Below are 16,716 nucleotides of genomic sequence, written 5' to 3' on the forward strand. Positions count from 1 at the left end.
CTTTCTAGCCATTGATGTGAGGGTTCATGCGCCCGGGCTGCGACGCAGCAGTTTGCCCAGATACTGTCCGGTGTGGCTGGCGGGCGTGTCGGCCACGTCTTCCGGCGTGCCCTGCGCGACCACGCGGCCGCCGCCATCGCCGCCTTCGGGGCCCATGTCGATCACCCAGTCCGCGGTCTTGATGACGTCCAGGTTGTGCTCGATGATCAGCACGGTATTGCCGCTGTCGACCAGTTGGTTCAGCACCTGCAGCAGCAGTTCTATGTCGCGGAAATGCAAGCCCGTGGTGGGTTCGTCCAGGATATAGAGCGTGCGGCCGGTGCTGCGTCGCGACAGTTCCTGCGACAGCTTCACGCGCTGCGCCTCGCCGCCCGACAGGGTGGTCGCGCTCTGCCCCAGCCGGATATAGGACAGGCCCACGTCGATCAGCGTGTGCAGCTTGCGGGCGATGGCCGGCACGGACTCGAAGTACTCCAGCGCCTGCTCCACGGTCAGGTCCAGCACTTCGCTGATGTTGCGGCCGCGATAGCGGATTTCCAGCGTTTCGCGGTTGTAGCGTTTGCCGTGGCAGACGTCGCAGGGCACGTACATGTCGGGCAGGAAGTGCATCTCGACCTTGACCACGCCGTCGCCCTGGCAGGCCTCGCAGCGTCCGCCCTTGACGTTGAAGCTGAAGCGCCCCGGATCGTAGCCGCGGGTGCGCGCCTCCGGCACGCCCGCGAAGAGTTCGCGGATCGGCGTGAACAGGCCTGTGTAGGTCGCGGGATTGCTGCGCGGCGTGCGGCCGATGGGGCTCTGGTCCACGCTGATGATCTTGTCGAAGTTTTCCAGCCCCTGCATCGACACGTAGGGCGCGGGTTCGCTCTGCGCGTGGTGCAACTGGCGCGAAACGGCGACCGCCAGCGTGTCGTTGACCAGCGTGGACTTGCCCGAACCGGACACGCCGGTCACGCACACCAGCCGGCCCGACGGGATGCGCAGGTCCACGGTCTTGAGGTTATTACCGCTTGCGCCCGCCAGGGTCAGCCAGGACAGTTCTTCGTTGACGGGGCGCCGCTGCGGAATGGCGATGGCGCGCGCGCCGCTGAGGTACTGGCCGGTCAGCGAATTCGGGTCGCGCTGCACGGCTTCCGGGTCGCCCTGCGCCACCACCTGGCCGCCGTGTTCACCCGCGCCCGGCCCCATGTCCACCACCCAGTCGGCCATACGGATCATGTCTTCATCGTGCTCGACCACGATCACGCTGTTGCCCAGGTCGCGCAGGTGCTGCAGGGTGCCGATCAGCCGGTCGTTGTCGCGCTGGTGCAGGCCGATGGAGGGCTCGTCCAGCACATACATCACGCCGGTCAGGCCCGAACCGATCTGGCTGGCCAGGCGGATGCGCTGCGCCTCGCCGCCCGAGATGGTGTCGGCGCTGCGGTCCAGCGACAGATAGTTCAGGCCCACGTTGTTCAGGAAGCTCAGGCGCGCCTCGATTTCGCGCACGATGCGTTGCGCGATCTCTTGCTTGGCGCCGGTCAGGCTCAGGTCGCGGAACCAGGCGAGGCAGGTCGATAGCGGCATGGCCTCGACTTCATAGATGGCCTGGCCGTGGCGTTCGCCGCCGCGCGGATCCTGGCCGATCAGTACGTTGCGGGCCTCGGGCCGCAACCGCGAGCCGCCGCAGTCCGGGCAGGTCTTGATGTTGCGGTACTTGCCGAGTTCTTCGCGCACCGTGGCCGAATCGGTCTCGCGCCAGCGGCGCTCCAGGTTCGGGATCACGCCCTCGAAGGTGTGGCGCTTGACCGTGCTGCGGCCTTTCTCGTTCAGATAGAGGAACGAGATCTCTTCGTCGCCGGAGCCGTACAGCACCTTGTCGCGCAGCGCTTCGGGCAGTTCCTCGAAGGGCGCCTCGATGTCGAATTCATAGTGCGCCGCCAGGCTGGTCAGCAGCGAATGCGTGAAGGCGTTGCGGCGGTCCCAGCCGCGGATGGCGCCGGCTGCCAGGCTCAGCTCGGGGAAGGCGACCACGCGCTTGGGATCGAAGAAGCCGACCTGGCCGATGCCGTCGCAGCTGGGGCAGGCGCCCATGGGGTTGTTGAAGCTGAACAGGCGCGGCTCCAGCTCGGGCAGGCTGTGGCTGCACACCGGGCAGGCGTAGCGGCTGGAGAAAACCTGTTCGCGCTCGCTGTCCATGTCCAGCGCCAGGGCGCGGCCTTCGGCCAGCTGCAAGGCGGTTTCGAAGCTTTCCGCCAGGCGCTGCTTGCTCTCGGGCTTGATGCGCAGCCGGTCGATGACGACGTCGATGTCGTGCTTCTCAGTCTTCTTCAGCGGCGCCATGCCGTCGATTTCGGTCATCTGGCCGTCCACGCGCAGGCGCACGTAGCCCTGCGCCTGCAGGCTGGCGCACTCGTCCTCGAAGCTGCCTTTCTTGCCGCGGGCGATCGGGGCCAGCACCGCCAGGCGGGTCTCGGGCGTCCAGGACAGCACCGCGTCCACCATCTGGCTGACGCTCTGCGCTTGTAGCGGCAGGCCGTGGTCCGGGCAGTAGGGCGTGCCGACCCGCGCGTACAGAAGGCGCAGGTAGTCGTGGATCTCGGTGATGGTGCCGACGGTGGAGCGGGGGTTGTGTCCCGCCGCCTTCTGTTCGATGGAAATGGCCGGCGACAGGCCCTCGATCAGGTCCACGTCCGGCTTGTCCATCAGTTGCAGGAACTGCCGGGCGTAGGCGGACAGGCTTTCCACGTAGCGGCGTTGGCCCTCCGCGTACAGCGTGTCGAATGCCAGCGAGGATTTGCCCGAACCGGACAAGCCGGTGACGACCACCAGCTTGTGGCGTGGCAGGTCGAGCGAGACGTTCTTGAGATTGTGGGTGCGCGCACCCCGAATGCGTATTGTCACGTCGATCGGGCTCTTTTAAGCGGTTTCAAAGGCCAACTTGGTACTATAGCGCGCCGAATCCCCCTGCGTTCGGGGCAGTTCTTCAGCCTGGATAGTCCCGGGGGCGGCATTGCACCGCCAGATCAGACCGTGAGCGTGTGACATGCACGCGCGCGGGCGAGCCCTAGTCATCGTTGAATTTTTCGCATGCAGGCAGATAAAAAACTGAAATTGACCCCGTCCGAGCGCCGCGCCAGCGTGGCGCTGGCCGGCCTGTTCGCCGCGCGGATGCTGGGGCTGTTCCTGTTGCTGCCCGTCTTCGCCGTGGCCGCTGCCGGCATGCCGGGCGGCGACGATCCCGCCCGCGTCGGCCTGGCGCTGGGCATGTACGGCCTGACCCAGGCCTTCATGCAGATCCCTTTCGGCCTGGCGTCCGACCGCTGGGGCCGCCGCCCGGTGGTGTTGTTCGGCCTGCTGCTGTTCGTGGCGGGCAGCATTGTCTGTGCGCAGGCGTCCGACGTGTACTGGATCACCATCGGCCGCGCCATCCAGGGCGCGGGCGCCATTTCGGCGGCCGTGACCGCCTGGCTGGCGGATTCCACCCGCGACGAGGTCCGCACCCGCGCCATGGCCATGGTGGGCGGGTCGATCGGCCTGTCCTTCGCCGTTTCGCTGGTGCTGTCGCCGGTGCTGGTGGGCTGGTGGGGCCTGTCCGGCCTGTTCTGGACCATCGCCTGCCTGGGCGTGATCTGCCTGGCCGTGGCGGGTTGGGTGGTGCCCGTGGTGCCGTTGACCCAGGCCCGCACCATGCAGGCGGCCAGGCCGCGCGAAGTCCTGACCCACAGCGACCTGCTGCGGCTGAATTTTGGCGTGTTCGTGCTGCACCTGATCCAGGTGGCGCTGTTCGTGGTGGTGCCGGCCCTGTTGGCCAAGGTAGGCGGCCTGGACGCGCGCGAGCTTTGGAAGGTCTATCTGCCGGTCATCCTGGTTTCCTTCGTGCTGATGGTGCCGGTGGTGTTCATCGCGGAAAAGCGCCGCGCCCATCGCGGCGCCCTGCGCGCCGCCGTTGCAGGACTGGCGTTGGTGTGCGCCTTGCTGCCCGCGGCCAGCCATGGCTTCTACACCCTGGCCGCCGCCCTGACGGGCTTCTTCGTGGCGTTCAATGTGTTGGAAGCCTTGCAGCCCTCGCTGGTGTCGCGGGTGGCGCCGCAGGCCTATAAAGGCCTGGCGCTGGGCTTCTACAACACCGCCCAGGCCGCCGGCCTGTTCGCGGGTGGCGCGCTGGGCGGCTGGCTGGCCTCGCATTCTGGGTCCAGCGCTGTTTTCATCGCTGCCGCCATCCTGTCGGCGATCTGGCTGGCCGTGACCTGGGCGTTGCGGCCGCTGCCCCAGCCGGCTTGCTAGCGAATTCCCCTCGGGAAAGTCGGGGATCGTTCCCCGAAAAGCGCCCAACAGCCGCGAAAATCGGCTAGCCGGGGTGGACGGCTTTGTCACATCCTGGTTTGGCGCGGCGGGCTCTTTTCGTCGATAATACGCATCAAATCAGGGCTTCACTCAGGGTTTAACCCGGCGTCGCCGGTCATCGTTGCGGTGACCGGCGTGTTTCATGAAGCCGGTCTTCAACATCGCTTTTATGTTGTTGCCGGCGCGTCCGCGGCAACGCACACGCAGGCTGTCAACAACAGAGGGACAACGGCATGGCATCGGTTAACAAAGTCATACTCGTGGGCAATCTGGGACGCGACCCGGAAGTCCGCTACAGCCCCGAAGGGGCGGCAATCTGCAATATGTCCATTGCCACCACCTCCACCTGGAAAGACAAGGCTTCGGGCGAACGCCGCGAAGAAACGGAATGGCACCGCGTCGTCATGTACAACCGCCTGGCTGAAATCGCCGGCGAATACCTGAAGAAGGGCCGCTCGGTCTACATCGAAGGCCGTCTGAAGACGCGCAAGTGGCAAGACAAGGACACCGGCGCTGACCGCTACAGCACCGAAGTCGTCGCCGACCAGATGCAGATGCTGGGTGGCCGCGAAGACGGCGGCGGCGGTGGCGCAAGCTTTGGCGGCGGTGGTGGCTACGACGACGCGCCTTCGCGTCCGGCACAGCAGCGCGCCCCGGCCCAGCGCCCGGCCCCGCAACAGCGCCCGGCGCCCGCAGCGGCTCCGGCCAGCAGCGGTGCTAATTTGGCGGATATGGACGACGATATTCCGTTCTGATCGCTACTGGCCGGTTCATGCAAACCCTCGCCTCAGGCGGGGGTTTTTTTATTTCCGTCTGTTTTGATCGCGGGCGTCCGTGCGGCGCGGGCCGGTTCTTGCGCTCGCAATCGCCGTACGCGCTGGCCGTTCATTACGAAATTTTTTGTAAGAATGGGTTAAGCTTCGCTCCGTCACAGTTTTTGCGTCCAGGGGCCTTCGCGGCTCGTCAGTCGAAATGGTGCGTTCCATCCTTGGGGCGGCAGTCCCCAAAGTCGAGCTCAAGACCGATTTGAGCCTCAGCACGGCATCCCGTGCCCGCCTGAACCCCGCTGAATTGCAGGCCCGGCTGCGCCAGCGCCGATCGACCGCCTACGTCGAAGCCATGACTCGTCTTGATGCCGGCGGGCATGTCCACAGCAGGGCCGCCACCGAGGCGCTCATCGATGCGATCCGTCAGGAATTCCCGGACGTGCATGTCGAGGCCTGGCCTTTGGGCATCATCGCCAAATGTTTTCTGGGCGCGCCTTACGAGGTCCATACGCTGAGTTGTTCGGGCAGCATCATCCAGCATTTCAAGGGCGGCGAGGCCCTGCCCCAGGGCATGGAGCAGGCCCGGTCGCTGGCGCGCAACGGCTACTACGCATTTATCGAGGTCTACACCGACAAACTGATCGCCGTGGGCGTCAACGGTCAGACCGCCATCATCGAAAACTGAATAGGCAGACATGGCAGATCGCATCATCCAGACGGCAGACCTGAGCAGCATCCTGGGTTCACTGCGCGGCTTGCAGGGCGACATCGGCACGGTATCGGACCAGGTGGGTTCGGTGGGCCGGGAGTTGAACCAGACGCGCGCCGAGTTGTCCAGGCTCGAGCAGGCGTTCGCCGACTTCGTGGAGTCCGACCTGAAGGCCAAGGAGCTGTCGCTAGCCGAAACCCGTCAGGTGAAGGTGCGCCAGGAGCTGGACACGACCTACGAGTACTACGGAATCGTGCGACGCCAGGCTACTGGCATCCTGCAGGCCTCGGATATCCAGCTCGTGCGCAACGAGACGCTGCGCAGCGCGACCGAAGAACTCATGATCTCGGCGCCGCGCTACTGGCTCGCGCCGGCGCTTGTGGCGCTGTCGTCCTGGTTGGGCGACAACCGCGGACTGGCCGAGCGGGCGCTCAGCGAAGCCATACGTCGCGACGACGAGAAGACCTCGTTGTTTTTCGCCCTGATCGCCCGTCGCGCGGGCCGCAACGAGCTCAACCGCATCTGGCTGGATCGCTATTTCGGCTTGCAGAATCCGTTCAAGCTTGACCGCCAGACTGTGGTCATGGTCGATGCGCTGGCTAATGGCGTATTTGGCGCGGAAGTCGCCCTGCATTGCACCAAGCGCATCGCCGACTGGATCGACGAGTTGTCGGCCCAGGCCGGGTTCGTCGAGGCGCAACGCAACCAATGGGGGCGCGCGCTGCTGTCCAAGGCCCCCAACGAGGACCACGGCAACCGCTATCCGCACCTCAAGCGCATGAGCCCGACCTGGCCCGAGCTCAATCAAGCCATCAACGGGGTTGCCGTGCACGCCGCCGCGTTGGCGCACTTCGAAGGCGTGTTTCTGGGCGAGATCCGTCCCGCCGCCAGCGTGCTGGCGGCGGTCGACGACCTGTTGAGCAAGCTGGTCACGCGTTTCGATGACGAAGAGCTGCCGCTGCGCCGCCAGGAAGAGTTGTGCCGCCTCATCATCGAGGAAAGCGGCGACCGCCGCGCCGCCCAGAAGCGTTTCGACCTGCAGAGCGCCGCGCTGGACGAGGAAGTCGATTTCACCCAACTGCTTACCAACGCGGCCATGCATCCCGAGGTCTCGCACGTGACGCGAGCCACGCAACGGTTCGCGGTCGCGCATTCGCGAGACTGGATCCTGGACGGTCATGCCGATGTGACCGCTAAGGCGCGCATGACCGTGCCGGCCGACGTGCATCTCGATATCGAAGACTGGCAAGGCATCACGCAAAACGGCGACAACGAGGCCGAACTGCTGCGCAGCCTGGAGGACGCCATCGCCGTGCGCGAGGCAGGCGATCTGGCCGCCATCAAGTTCACGGCCAAGCACTGGCTGGGCGCGGCGCTGAGCGCGGCCCTCGTTCTGAGTTCCGTGAGCGTGGGCATCTTGCCCCTGCTGCTGGGCGCCGCTGGTCTGTTGTGGGTCTACCTCACGCATCGCCAGATGGAGACGAGACGCAAGACGGTCAAGGCGAACTATGCCAAGCTGCGCCAGCAGGCCGGCGATGCGCTGCGCGCGTGTTTGGCCGAAGTGGTCGAGTTGCGTCGCGATATTGCGGCCCGCGACTCGATATCGACCCGCGTGGCCGAACTGCTGGAAAGCATCTCCCCTGAACAGCACGTGCTTTCTTCGCATGACGCGGTGCGCCGCGTCATGGTCAAGGCTTAAGGAACCAACGATGATCCGCCAGATTTCCCCGGACCCCGCGCTTGTGCCTGAATCGCGGCCTGTAGTGCCAGCCGTCGTCCCTGCTGCAGCGCCTGCAAGCGCCGCGGTACCGGCGTCTGCCGATACGCGCGATGCGCTGGCGGGAGCGCTGCCGGCGTGGGACCTGTTGCCCGCCTCGCCCTTCATTCGCCGCTTCAAGTGAACGCGGCGCCCGCGCCCGCCGATGTGCCGCGCAGCTATGCGCAGTGGTCTGTCTGGCTGGATCGCTTGTCGGAAGGGCTGCAAGACGAGGCCTGCCTGGATGCGATGCGTGCGGGTGAACTCAATGCCAGCGGTGGCGTGGTCACGCTATTTTCACAGCGTCTGGCGGAAGAGTTCAATGCGCGTCTGATGCGCTGCTCGGAACACCTGACCCGTGACCTGAGCATAGGCAACGACGAAAGCCAGGTCGTGCGCGCCATTCTGAATGCTCGCAAGCATCTGGCTTTCCTGCATCGCCTGGCGCACATCGAGAGCTTTCCCGCCACGTTGCGTACGCACCTGACCGACGAGTTGCGCAAGTTCGCGCAGCGCGCGCAACAGTCGCTGGAAGACAGCGCCAGGACAGACCGTAGCGGCCGCCTGCTGGTCCTGTTGCGCAACAACCCGCTGGTGCGGTACGAGCCCGCCGCCCAGGACGGGGGCGCCGCCTCCACAGCGCGGGCGATGGGCATGGGCGCTGCCGTTGGCGCGGCGGCACAGCATCCTCTTTCGCAAACCGGCGCGCGCCGGCGCAACATTATTCTCTGATATCGATCCATGAGCGACACGACCGAGTTCAAGGCCACGCTGACGCGTTACCTCAAGGCCCGCATTCCCTTCATTTCGATCCGCAGCGCCGAGCGCAGCCGGGTGCTGGAGCTGTTGCGCGAAGTGGTGGCGCCGCTCAACGCGCCCATCTTCGTGCACACCCTGTCGCAGGGCACGCGCGAACTCGCGACCGGCCGCAGCGTGAACGAAGACCGCTCGGTCACAGGCGCGGTCGACTTCGCGAGCCAGCAGTTCGCGCAGCGCCAGAATCTGTCCTGCGTGTTGACTGAAATCTCGGACATCGAGGACGACACTGCCTCTGCCCGTCATTTGCTCGATGTCGTGATGCTGGCCGCTGAGCACAGCGGCGTGGTCATAGTCATCACGACCAAACCGGTGTGGGGCCAACTCCAGCGGGCCGGCATGGCGCTGACGCTCTCCGCGCCAAGCGAGGACGAGATGTACGCCATCATCCACGATACGCTGGAGGCGTACCGCAGCCACTTCGAGATCGAATGGGACACCGATGATGAGCGCCGCGCCGCTGCGATCCTCGCGGGCATCTCGCGCATCGAAGCCGAGAACATCATCGCCACGTTGCTGGCCAATGGCCGCATCGCCAAGAGCGACATGGTGGAACTCATGCACGCCAAGGATCGCATTTTCGCTGACATCAGCGGCATCGAACGCGTGTCGGTGCGCGGCAACGAACTGAGCGTGGGGGGGCTGGGCGGCCTGAAGGCCTGGCTGGACAAGGAGCGGCCGCTGCTGACCGCCGACCTGCGCGAACGCGGCATCCGTCCGCCGCGTGGCGTGCTGCTGGTGGGTGTGCCGGGCTGCGGCAAGTCTCTGTCCGCCAAGGCCATCGCGGCGAGCTGGAGCTTGCCGCTGTATCGCCTGGACCTGTCCACGATCCACGGCCAGTATCTGGGCCAGAGCGAATCGCGCCTTAAGGACGCGCTGGCCACGGCGGACCATGTGGCGCCCTGCATACTGTGGATCGACGAGATCGAGAAGGGCCTGGCCGGCGCGCAGGGGTCGGGCGACGGCGGCACGTCGACCCGGCTGGTGGGGCAGTTCCTCTACTGGCTGCAGGAAGCCCGGTCGCGGGTGTTCGTGGTGGCCACGGCCAATGACGTGTCGAAGTTGCCGCCCGAGCTGCTGCGCCGTGGCCGGTTCGACGAGTTATTCTTCGTGGACCTGCCCACCGCGCACGAGCGTCACGAGATCATCGACATCTATATCAAGCGTGGCCTGAAAGCCGCGCAGCCGCAGGCTTTGATGGATGAACTGGTGGAGTTGTCTGACGGTTTCGCTGGTTCGGACCTGGAAGCCGCCGTGCGCGAAGTCGTCAAGGAGGCCTATCTCAGCGGTGACGCGGCCGTCACGCCCGAACTGTTCCGCGACAGCTTCCGCAATGTGGTGCCGTTGTCGAAGACCGCCCCGGAACAAATCGAGAACATTCGCGCTTGGGGCCGTGAGCGCGCCGTGCCGGCCTCCGGCCAACCCATAGGCGCGGCCATCGCTCCGGCGCGGCCCCGGCGGCAAGTGTTGGGGTGAAGGATTGTCCGGGTTCGCATGCCTGCGACATGCGCGCCGGCATGCCGCAGGCGTTGCAGCTTCTCGCTGGACGGACCCGAGACAGGGTTCAATCGGCAGTCGCGCCAAACGGTGAGGCGGGTTGAAGCATTTTGTTTCACAAAACCCTCTTGCGTTGTCTACCTAGTAGTAGATAAGATTCATCCATCGACGCAGCAAACCAAACACCCCGCCGCAGTCGAAACCAGAAATACAGTAGGACCGTTTTTTTATTTCCCTCTTCATCTACCTATAAGTAGATAGTTTTTTGAACCGCTACGTAATCGTTATCTGGAGATCAACCATGAAGACCCTCGTATCCGCCCTGATCCTGTCCGCTTCCTTCATCGGCGCCGCCCAAGCCGGCGAACTGGACTATCCGCCCGCCCTGAACACCGAAAGCACGGTGACCGGCACCCAGGTGCAACAAGAGCTGGCCCAGGCCCGCGCCAATGGCGAACTGGTGTCCGGCGAAGAAGGCTACGCCGCCACGATTTTTGCTGCCTCCGGCGACAAGAGCCGCGCCCAAGTCCAGAAAGAACTGGCCGCCGCCCGCGCTCAAGGCCTGACTGACAGCAGCGAACTGGCTTATCCGCCCGTGCAAGGCTGAGTATTTTTCACATCAAATCTATCTATAAGTAGATAGCTTTTCGAATCCCGAATGCAGCACCCGATCCTTACTGGAGATCAACCATGAAGACCCTCGTATCCGCCCTGATCCTGTCCGCCTCCTTCATCGGCGCCGCCCAAGCCGGCGAGCTGGACTACCCGCCTCCCCTGAACACCGAAAGCACGGTGACCCGCGCCCAGGTGCAAGAAGAGTTGGCCCAAGCCCGCGCCAATGGCGAACTGGTGTCTGGCGAAGAAGGCTACCCGACGACCCTGTTTGCCGCCACCGGCGACAAGACCCGCGCGCAAGTGCAGCAAGAACTGGCCGCCGCCCGTGCGCATGGCCTGACCGACAGTGGCGAACTGGCCTACCCGCCCGTGCAAGGCTGAATCTGATGCCGGCACATGCGGATCCCGGGGGGCGGGATGTTTCCCGGCCGGGATCCGCAAGGGTTTTGGAGCAGTGGCAACGCTGCCGGAACCGATGACGAATCAACCTATTAGTAGGTAATATTCAGCCATGGACACTCCTACTTCCAACACCACTCGCGAACAGCTTCTGGCTCATGCCGAGAAGCTGATCCGCACGCGCGGATGCAACGGCTTCAGCTATCGCGACCTGGCTGAGCACGTGGGCGTGAAGACGTCCAGCATCCACTATTACTTTCCGGGCAAGGACGACTTGCTCTACGAAGCTGTCGACGCCTACAGCACGCGTGCGCTGGCTGCCATACGCGCCATCGATACTTCGCTGCCGGCGCAGGAGCAGCTGGATCAATATCTGTCGATGATGGAGTCGCGCGCCTGCGGGTCCGGCGAACTCTGTCTGGCCGGCATGCTGGCGGCCGAGGTGAACTCGCTGCCCGAACGTGTGCGCGGCGCATTGCAGGGATTCTTCCGCGCGCACGAAGCCTGGCTGGCCCGGGTGCTGGCCGAAGGCGCGGCGCAGGGCACGATGAAGTTCTCCGGCACGCCCGAGGCGGCCGGCCGCGCGGTGTTCGCCACGGTGCAGGGCTGCATACTGATTGCGCGCCTGTTCCAGCAACCCGCCGCCCTGTGCGAAGCGATCGGCGCCTTGTACGTGCAGTGCGAAGGCCACGAAGGCGGCGCCTGAACGCTTCTTCAGCCTGTCAGCCACGGCCGCCATGCGCAAGCAGGCGGCCGTTGTCTTTGCGCGGCGAAATCAGGCCGCGAGCAGCGCCCGCGCCATGTCGACGCTGGTGCGCGCCTGTATGCCCAGGTCGCGCATGCGCTGCTGGAATGTCGCCTGTGCGTCTTCGAAGCCCGCGACCGGGCTCATGCAGTCGGTCAGCAGGACCAGGCGCGACAGGTCGCGGCCGGGCAGATGCTCGGCCAGGTGTTCGACGGTGGCCTTGACGCAATGGCTGCCGGCCTGGCCGGCGATGAGGATGGTTTCGGCGCGGTCCAGCGAATCCAGCAGGCTGTGGTTGAGTTGGCTGCGCGGATCGTCGGCGTCGGGGACTTCGGCCATCAGCGCGCTGTAGTGCTCGGTCCAGGGGTTCATGCCTTTGGGCACCTTGCGCACGATGAACTGGCGCTCGTCTTCCCAACGACTGTAGGCGGCGCGCACGTCGGCATGCACGTTGTGGCCCCAGGTGCCGATCTCGCAATGCAGCGGCCACACCATCAGGGTGTAGCGGCCGCGCGCTTCCAGTTCGTCCAGGTAGGACAAGGTGCGCGGCAGGTCGTCGGCGTGGCGCGGCCGGAATTCGCCTGCGCGCAGCTGCGCCGCCGTGATCGGCGTGTATGGAGCCACGGCTTGGCCATCGCCGGTGGACCAGAAGGTCGGATGGGCGATGTCCAGGCGGTGGTGCGAATCCAGCGTCACCGTGATCGACGTGAGCGCGGGCGCGGCCGTGTCGATGAAGCGCGCCAGCCGCTGCATGTCGGCGTGCGCGCCAGCCACCGGCAGGGCGGGCGCATGCGCAGCGCCTGTCACGGGATCCCTGGGCAGGTAGGACTCAGGCAGGTCGCAGAAGTCATTCTGCGGATCGATGATCAGTAGATGATTGGAGCGCGGCATGACGACGTTCGGGGGAGGCGAACTCGAAATATAGAACGGGATGGCCATGTCTTTCTAGAAAAGTACCAGATGCTCGGCGCAGTCCGGCAACTGTTTCAGCAGGGCACGCCACTGCAGCCAGACTCTGGCTCCTGCTGAAACGGCGATCACTGCGATAAGGATCCACATGTCAGACTCCTGTCAAATTTCGCACGATCGTGCGAAATTAAAGTGAAGAATTGCCGGCACAGGCCGGCGCAAGAAAGACGACTACTCGAGGTATTTGAAACTGCGGTAGGTGGAAATCAATCGTTCATAAGCGGCCCGCACCCGGTCGGGAGCCTTGGGGTCGCGCAGGAAGCGGGCATCGTGCATCAGCCCGATCATCAGGCTGTAGACCTCGAACACGAGTTGTTCGGGATCCGTGTCCGGCCTGACGTGGCCGGCTTCCAGCGCCTGGTTGACCGTGCGCAGCATGGCGTCGCGCCAGCGCCGCAGATTGCCTTCCAGCACCGCGCGCAGGGGCGATTCCACATCGTCATACTCGAAGGCGCCAGCCACATAGATGCAGCCGGTGAGCGTTTCGACGTTGCTGGCGCGTTCGATCCAGAGCGAGACCAGGGCGTTCAGGCGCGGCAGGCCGCGGGGATAGGCCATGGCTGGCGCGAACACGGCTCCGACGAAACGCCGGTCGTATTCGTCCAGCACCGCCTGTTGCAAGGCTTCCAGCGACCCCACGCGCGAGAACACGCCGCTCTTGCTGATGCCCAGGCGCTTGGCCACCTGGCCGAGCGACAGGCTTTCCATGCCCTGTGCCGCGGCCATGTCCAGGGCCGCGTCCACAATGGCCGCGAAGGTCAGTTCGCTTTTCTCGGTTTTGGCAGTCATGCGGCAAATTTAGCACGATCGTGCGAAATGGCGCGCATTATTTTTCAGGGGCGCGACCCCCCAAAAAAAACCGGACAGCCTTTGCTGTCCGGTTTTCGTGCCGCGGCCTGGCACGTCGGGCTCAGGCCTGGGCGGCCTTGAACTCCAGGCGGTACTTGTGCAGCAGCGGCTCGGTGTAGCCGTTGGGCTGGGTCAGGCCTTCGAACACCAGGGCGCAGGCGGCCTTGAACGCCAGCGACGTGTCGAAGTTGCCGGCCATCGGACGATAGAGCGCGTCGCCCGCGTTCTGGCCGTCGACCACCTTGGCCATGCGCTTGAAGGTTTCCATGACTTGGTCGCGGTTGGTCACGCCGTGGCGCAGCCAGTTGGCGATGTGCTGGCTGGAGATGCGCAGGGTGGCGCGGTCTTCCATCAGGCCGACGTTGTGGATGTCCGGCACCTTGGAGCAACCTACGCCTTGGTCGATCCAGCGCACCACGTAGCCCAGGATGCCCTGGACGTTGTTGTCCAGTTCCTGCTGGATGTCCTGCGCGGACCACTTGGACGGGTCTCCGACCGGCACGGTCAGCAGGCCGCCCAGCAAATCATCGCGCACGCTGTCGAGCTTGGTGCGCTCCAGTTCTTGCTGCACGGTCTGCACGTCGACCTGGTGATAGTGCAGCGCATGCAGCGTGGCGGCGGTGGGCGAGGGCACCCAGGCGGTGTTGGCGCCCGCCTTGGGATGGGCGATCTTCTGTTCCAGCATCGCGGCCATCAGGTCCGGCATGGCCCACATGCCCTTGCCGATCTGGGCCCGGCCGCGCAAGCCCGCGTCCAGCCCGACCAGCACGTTGTTGCGCTCGTAGGCGGTGATCCAGGCGGTGGACTTCATGTCGCCCTTGCGCAGCATGGGGCCGGCTTCCATGCTGGAGTGCATTTCGTCGCCGGTGCGGTCCAGGAAGCCCGTGTTGATGAAGGCCACGCGCGCGGCGGCGGCCTCGATGCACGCCTTGAGGTTGATGCTGGTGCGGCGCTCTTCGTCCATGATGCCCATTTTCAGGGTGTTGCGCGGCAGCTTCAGCAGGTCTTCGACGCGGTCGAACAATTCGCTGGCGAAGGCGGCTTCGACCGGGCCGTGCATCTTGGGCTTCACGATGTAGACGGAGCCAGTGCGCGAATTCAGCTTGCGCTGGCGGTCTTGCAAGGCGGCCAGGCTGGTGACCACGGCGTCCAGGATGCCTTCGGGGATCTCGCGGCCTTCGCGGTCCAGGATGGCCGGGTTGGTCATCAGGTGGCCGACGTTGCGCACGAACATGAGCGAACGGCCGTGCAGGGTCAGCGGCGAACCGTCGGGGCGCGTGTAGTTGCGGTCGGCGTTGAGCTTGCGGGTGAAGGTCTTGCCGCCCTTGGTGACCTCTTCGGTCAGGTCGCCCTTCATCAGGCCGAGCCAGTTGCGATAGACGTGGACCTTGTCGTCGGCGTCCACGGCGGCGATGGAGTCCTCGCAGTCCATGATGGTGGTAAGCGCGGCTTCCACCAGCACGTCCTTGACGCCGGCAGCATCGGTGGCGCCGATGCTGTGGCTGCGGTCGATCTGGATTTCGAAGTGCAGGCCGTTGTTCTTGAGCAGGATGGCCGAGGGGGCGGAAGCCTCGCCCTGGTAGCCGGCGAACTGCGCGGGGTTCTTCAGACCGGTTGAGCCATTGGCCAACGCCACGCGCAATTGGCCGTTTTCAACGGTGTAGCCGCGGGCATCGGCATGCGAGCCCTGGGCCAGCGGGGAGGCGGTGTCGAGGAAGGCGCGGGCGCGGGCGATGACGGCGGCGCCACGTTCCGGGTTGTAGCCGTGCCCCGTGTCGCCGGGCGTGGCGGGAATGGCGTCGGTGCCGTAGAGCGCGTCGTACAGGCTGCCCCAGCGCGCGTTGGCGGCGTTCAGCGCGTACCGCGAGTTGGACATGGGCACAACCAGCTGCGGGCCGGCCTGCTGCGAGATTTCGGTGTCGACGTTTTCGGTGGTGGCGCGCACGCTGGCGGGCTGCGGCAGCAGGTAGCCGATGCCTTCCAGGAACTTGCGGTAGGCGGCCGGGTCGGCGATGGGGCCGGGATGGGCGCGGTGCCAGGCGTCGAGCTCGGCCTGCAGGCGGTCACGTTCGGCCAGCAGCGCGCGGTTCTTGGGCGCCAGGTCGTCCACCAGGGCCGCGAAGCCTTGCCAGAAGCCGTCGGCATCCAGGCCGGTGCCGGGCAGGGCTTCCTGTTCAATGAATTGATTGAGATTGGCCGCCACTTGCAGGCCGTGGTGCTGGATGCGTTGAGTCATGCGGTTCTCTAGCGGTAAGGGACTGGCCGACGCCGCGCGCCGGGCGTATCTGGTCCCGACATCATCGTTCGCGTCTGTCCCAATGTCCATATCAAAACCCACTGGTCATACCAGTTTGTGCACTGCCGTATGGGCAAGACGGTATTTTTTATGGTTTTATATCAGCTACTTACAGAGGTGTTTTCCAAGCGTCCCAGTTGCGGTGCGGCTTGGTCATACCACTGGCGACGGAGAGTGCATGTACGCGGAAACAGAAGAAAAGCCCCGCCAGGTGGCGGACGAGGTCGCCGAGCGGATCGAGCGCCTGATCCTGGACGGGGTGCTGAAGGCCGGCCAGGCGCTGCCTTCCGAACGGCGCCTGACCGAGAAGCTCGGCGTGTCGCGCACGGCCTTGCGCGAAGGGCTGAAGCTGTTGCGCGCGCGCGAGATCATCCATACCGCGCAGGGCAAGGGTTCCTACGTGGCGCATATCTCCAAGGTGGACGCCGGCCCCTTGATGCACTTGTTCAATTCGCAGCCGCGCACGCTCTATGATTTGCTGGAAGTGCGTTCGCTGCTGGAGGCCGAGTCCGCGCGGCTGGCCGCCATACGCGGCACCGAAGCGGACTTCATCATGATCCGCCGCCGCTATGACGAAATGGTGGCGGCCCAAGGCACGGCCACCGACACGGCGACGCATGCGCACCTGGACCATGCTTTCCACCTGGCCATCTGCGAGGCTTCGCACAATCCGGTGCTGGTGCACACGCTGCAATCCCTGACGGATCTGCTGCTGGGATCGGTCTTCGCCTGCGTCAACAACCTGTACCACCGCCAGCCAGAGAAGCGCCAGATCGACCGCCAGCACACGCGGCTGTTCAACGCCGTGACGGCGCGCCAGCCGGAGCAGGCGCGCAAGGCGGCCGCGGACCACGTGGACAGCGTGCGCCAGAGTCTGGCCGATATCGAGCAGGAAGAGCAGCGCCTGGTGCGCGCGACCTTGCGCCTGGAAGGCTGGAGCTAGCGTCCCATCCCGCCGTGAGTTTTTGCGGGATA

The 16,716-nt window shown here is 65.2% G+C and carries 14 protein-coding genes; 10 read left to right on the top strand and 4 right to left on the bottom strand.

Annotated elements, in window-relative coordinates; genetic code table 11:
- Positions 1 to 24: 24 nt before the first annotated feature.
- Positions 25 to 2,880: an excinuclease ABC subunit UvrA gene (gene uvrA, locus AC3WOB_RS00460; protein ID WP_013396949.1), complete on the bottom strand. Its 2,856-nt coding sequence runs from the start codon at positions 2,878 to 2,880 to the stop codon at positions 25 to 27.
- A 186-nt stretch (positions 2,881 to 3,066) separates the two neighbouring features.
- On the opposite strand from uvrA, the gene AC3WOB_RS00465 reads away from it, so the two are divergent.
- The 9 genes from AC3WOB_RS00465 (at position 3,067) to AC3WOB_RS00505 (ending at position 11,588) form a co-directional block, all read left to right on the top strand.
- A complete protein-coding gene (locus AC3WOB_RS00465; RefSeq protein ID WP_013396948.1) occupies positions 3,067 to 4,263 on the top strand; it encodes an MFS transporter in 1,197 nt (398 codons plus the stop codon).
- Positions 4,264 to 4,556: 293 nt separating this feature from the next.
- Positions 4,557 to 5,078 carry a single-stranded DNA-binding protein gene (gene ssb, locus AC3WOB_RS00470; protein ID WP_013396947.1) on the top strand — a complete coding sequence of 174 codons (522 nt, stop codon included), beginning with the start codon at positions 4,557 to 4,559 and terminating at the stop codon, positions 5,076 to 5,078.
- Positions 5,079 to 5,295: 217 nt separating this feature from the next.
- Entirely contained in the window at positions 5,296 to 5,775 is a 480-nt protein-coding gene (locus AC3WOB_RS00475) for a hypothetical protein (RefSeq protein ID WP_013396928.1), read from the top strand.
- Positions 5,776 to 5,785: 10 nt separating this feature from the next.
- On the top strand, positions 5,786 to 7,498 hold the full coding sequence (locus tag AC3WOB_RS00480; protein ID WP_013396927.1) for a hypothetical protein: 1,713 nt from the start codon (positions 5,786 to 5,788) through the stop codon (positions 7,496 to 7,498).
- 198 nt (positions 7,499 to 7,696) lie between these two features.
- Positions 7,697 to 8,287, top strand: coding sequence for a hypothetical protein (locus AC3WOB_RS00485; protein WP_049797881.1), 591 nt, complete (start codon positions 7,697 to 7,699; stop codon positions 8,285 to 8,287).
- Positions 8,288 to 8,296: 9 nt separating this feature from the next.
- Complete coding sequence (locus tag AC3WOB_RS00490) at positions 8,297 to 9,847, top strand: AAA family ATPase (RefSeq protein WP_013396925.1); 1,551 nt, start codon at positions 8,297 to 8,299, stop codon at positions 9,845 to 9,847.
- A 322-nt stretch (positions 9,848 to 10,169) separates the two neighbouring features.
- The gene (locus AC3WOB_RS00495; protein ID WP_013396924.1) at positions 10,170 to 10,475 is read left to right on the top strand and encodes a DUF4148 domain-containing protein; all 306 of its coding nucleotides are present in this window, start codon (positions 10,170 to 10,172) and stop codon (positions 10,473 to 10,475) included.
- 83 nt (positions 10,476 to 10,558) lie between these two features.
- Complete coding sequence (locus tag AC3WOB_RS00500) at positions 10,559 to 10,864, top strand: DUF4148 domain-containing protein (RefSeq protein WP_492273861.1); 306 nt, start codon at positions 10,559 to 10,561, stop codon at positions 10,862 to 10,864.
- Between the two features lie 130 nt (positions 10,865 to 10,994).
- Positions 10,995 to 11,588, top strand: a complete 594-nt coding sequence (locus tag AC3WOB_RS00505) for a TetR/AcrR family transcriptional regulator (protein ID WP_207467393.1) — start codon at positions 10,995 to 10,997, stop codon at positions 11,586 to 11,588.
- A gap of 69 nt (positions 11,589 to 11,657) precedes the next feature.
- Here AC3WOB_RS00505 and AC3WOB_RS00510 read toward each other — a convergent pair whose 3' ends face one another.
- The 3 genes from AC3WOB_RS00510 to AC3WOB_RS00520 form a co-directional block, all read right to left on the bottom strand.
- Positions 11,658 to 12,518, bottom strand: a complete 861-nt coding sequence (locus AC3WOB_RS00510; protein ID WP_041656881.1) for a cysteine hydrolase family protein — start codon at positions 12,516 to 12,518, stop codon at positions 11,658 to 11,660.
- Between the two features lie 249 nt (positions 12,519 to 12,767).
- Positions 12,768 to 13,385, bottom strand: a complete 618-nt coding sequence (locus AC3WOB_RS00515; protein ID WP_013396919.1) for a TetR/AcrR family transcriptional regulator — start codon at positions 13,383 to 13,385, stop codon at positions 12,768 to 12,770.
- Positions 13,386 to 13,506: 121 nt separating this feature from the next.
- Positions 13,507 to 15,681 carry a malate synthase G gene (locus AC3WOB_RS00520; protein WP_492273862.1) on the bottom strand — a complete coding sequence of 725 codons (2,175 nt, stop codon included), beginning with the start codon at positions 15,679 to 15,681 and terminating at the stop codon, positions 13,507 to 13,509.
- A 238-nt stretch (positions 15,682 to 15,919) separates the two neighbouring features.
- Between AC3WOB_RS00520 and glcC the strand changes: the two genes are divergently transcribed.
- Positions 15,920 to 16,684 (top strand): transcriptional regulator GlcC, encoded by a 765-nt coding sequence (gene glcC / locus AC3WOB_RS00525; RefSeq protein WP_013396917.1) that lies wholly within the window; start codon positions 15,920 to 15,922, stop codon positions 16,682 to 16,684.
- The last annotated feature ends 32 nt before the right edge of the window (positions 16,685 to 16,716 follow it).

The organism is Achromobacter sp. FW305-C-30-7 (assembly GCF_058783105.1).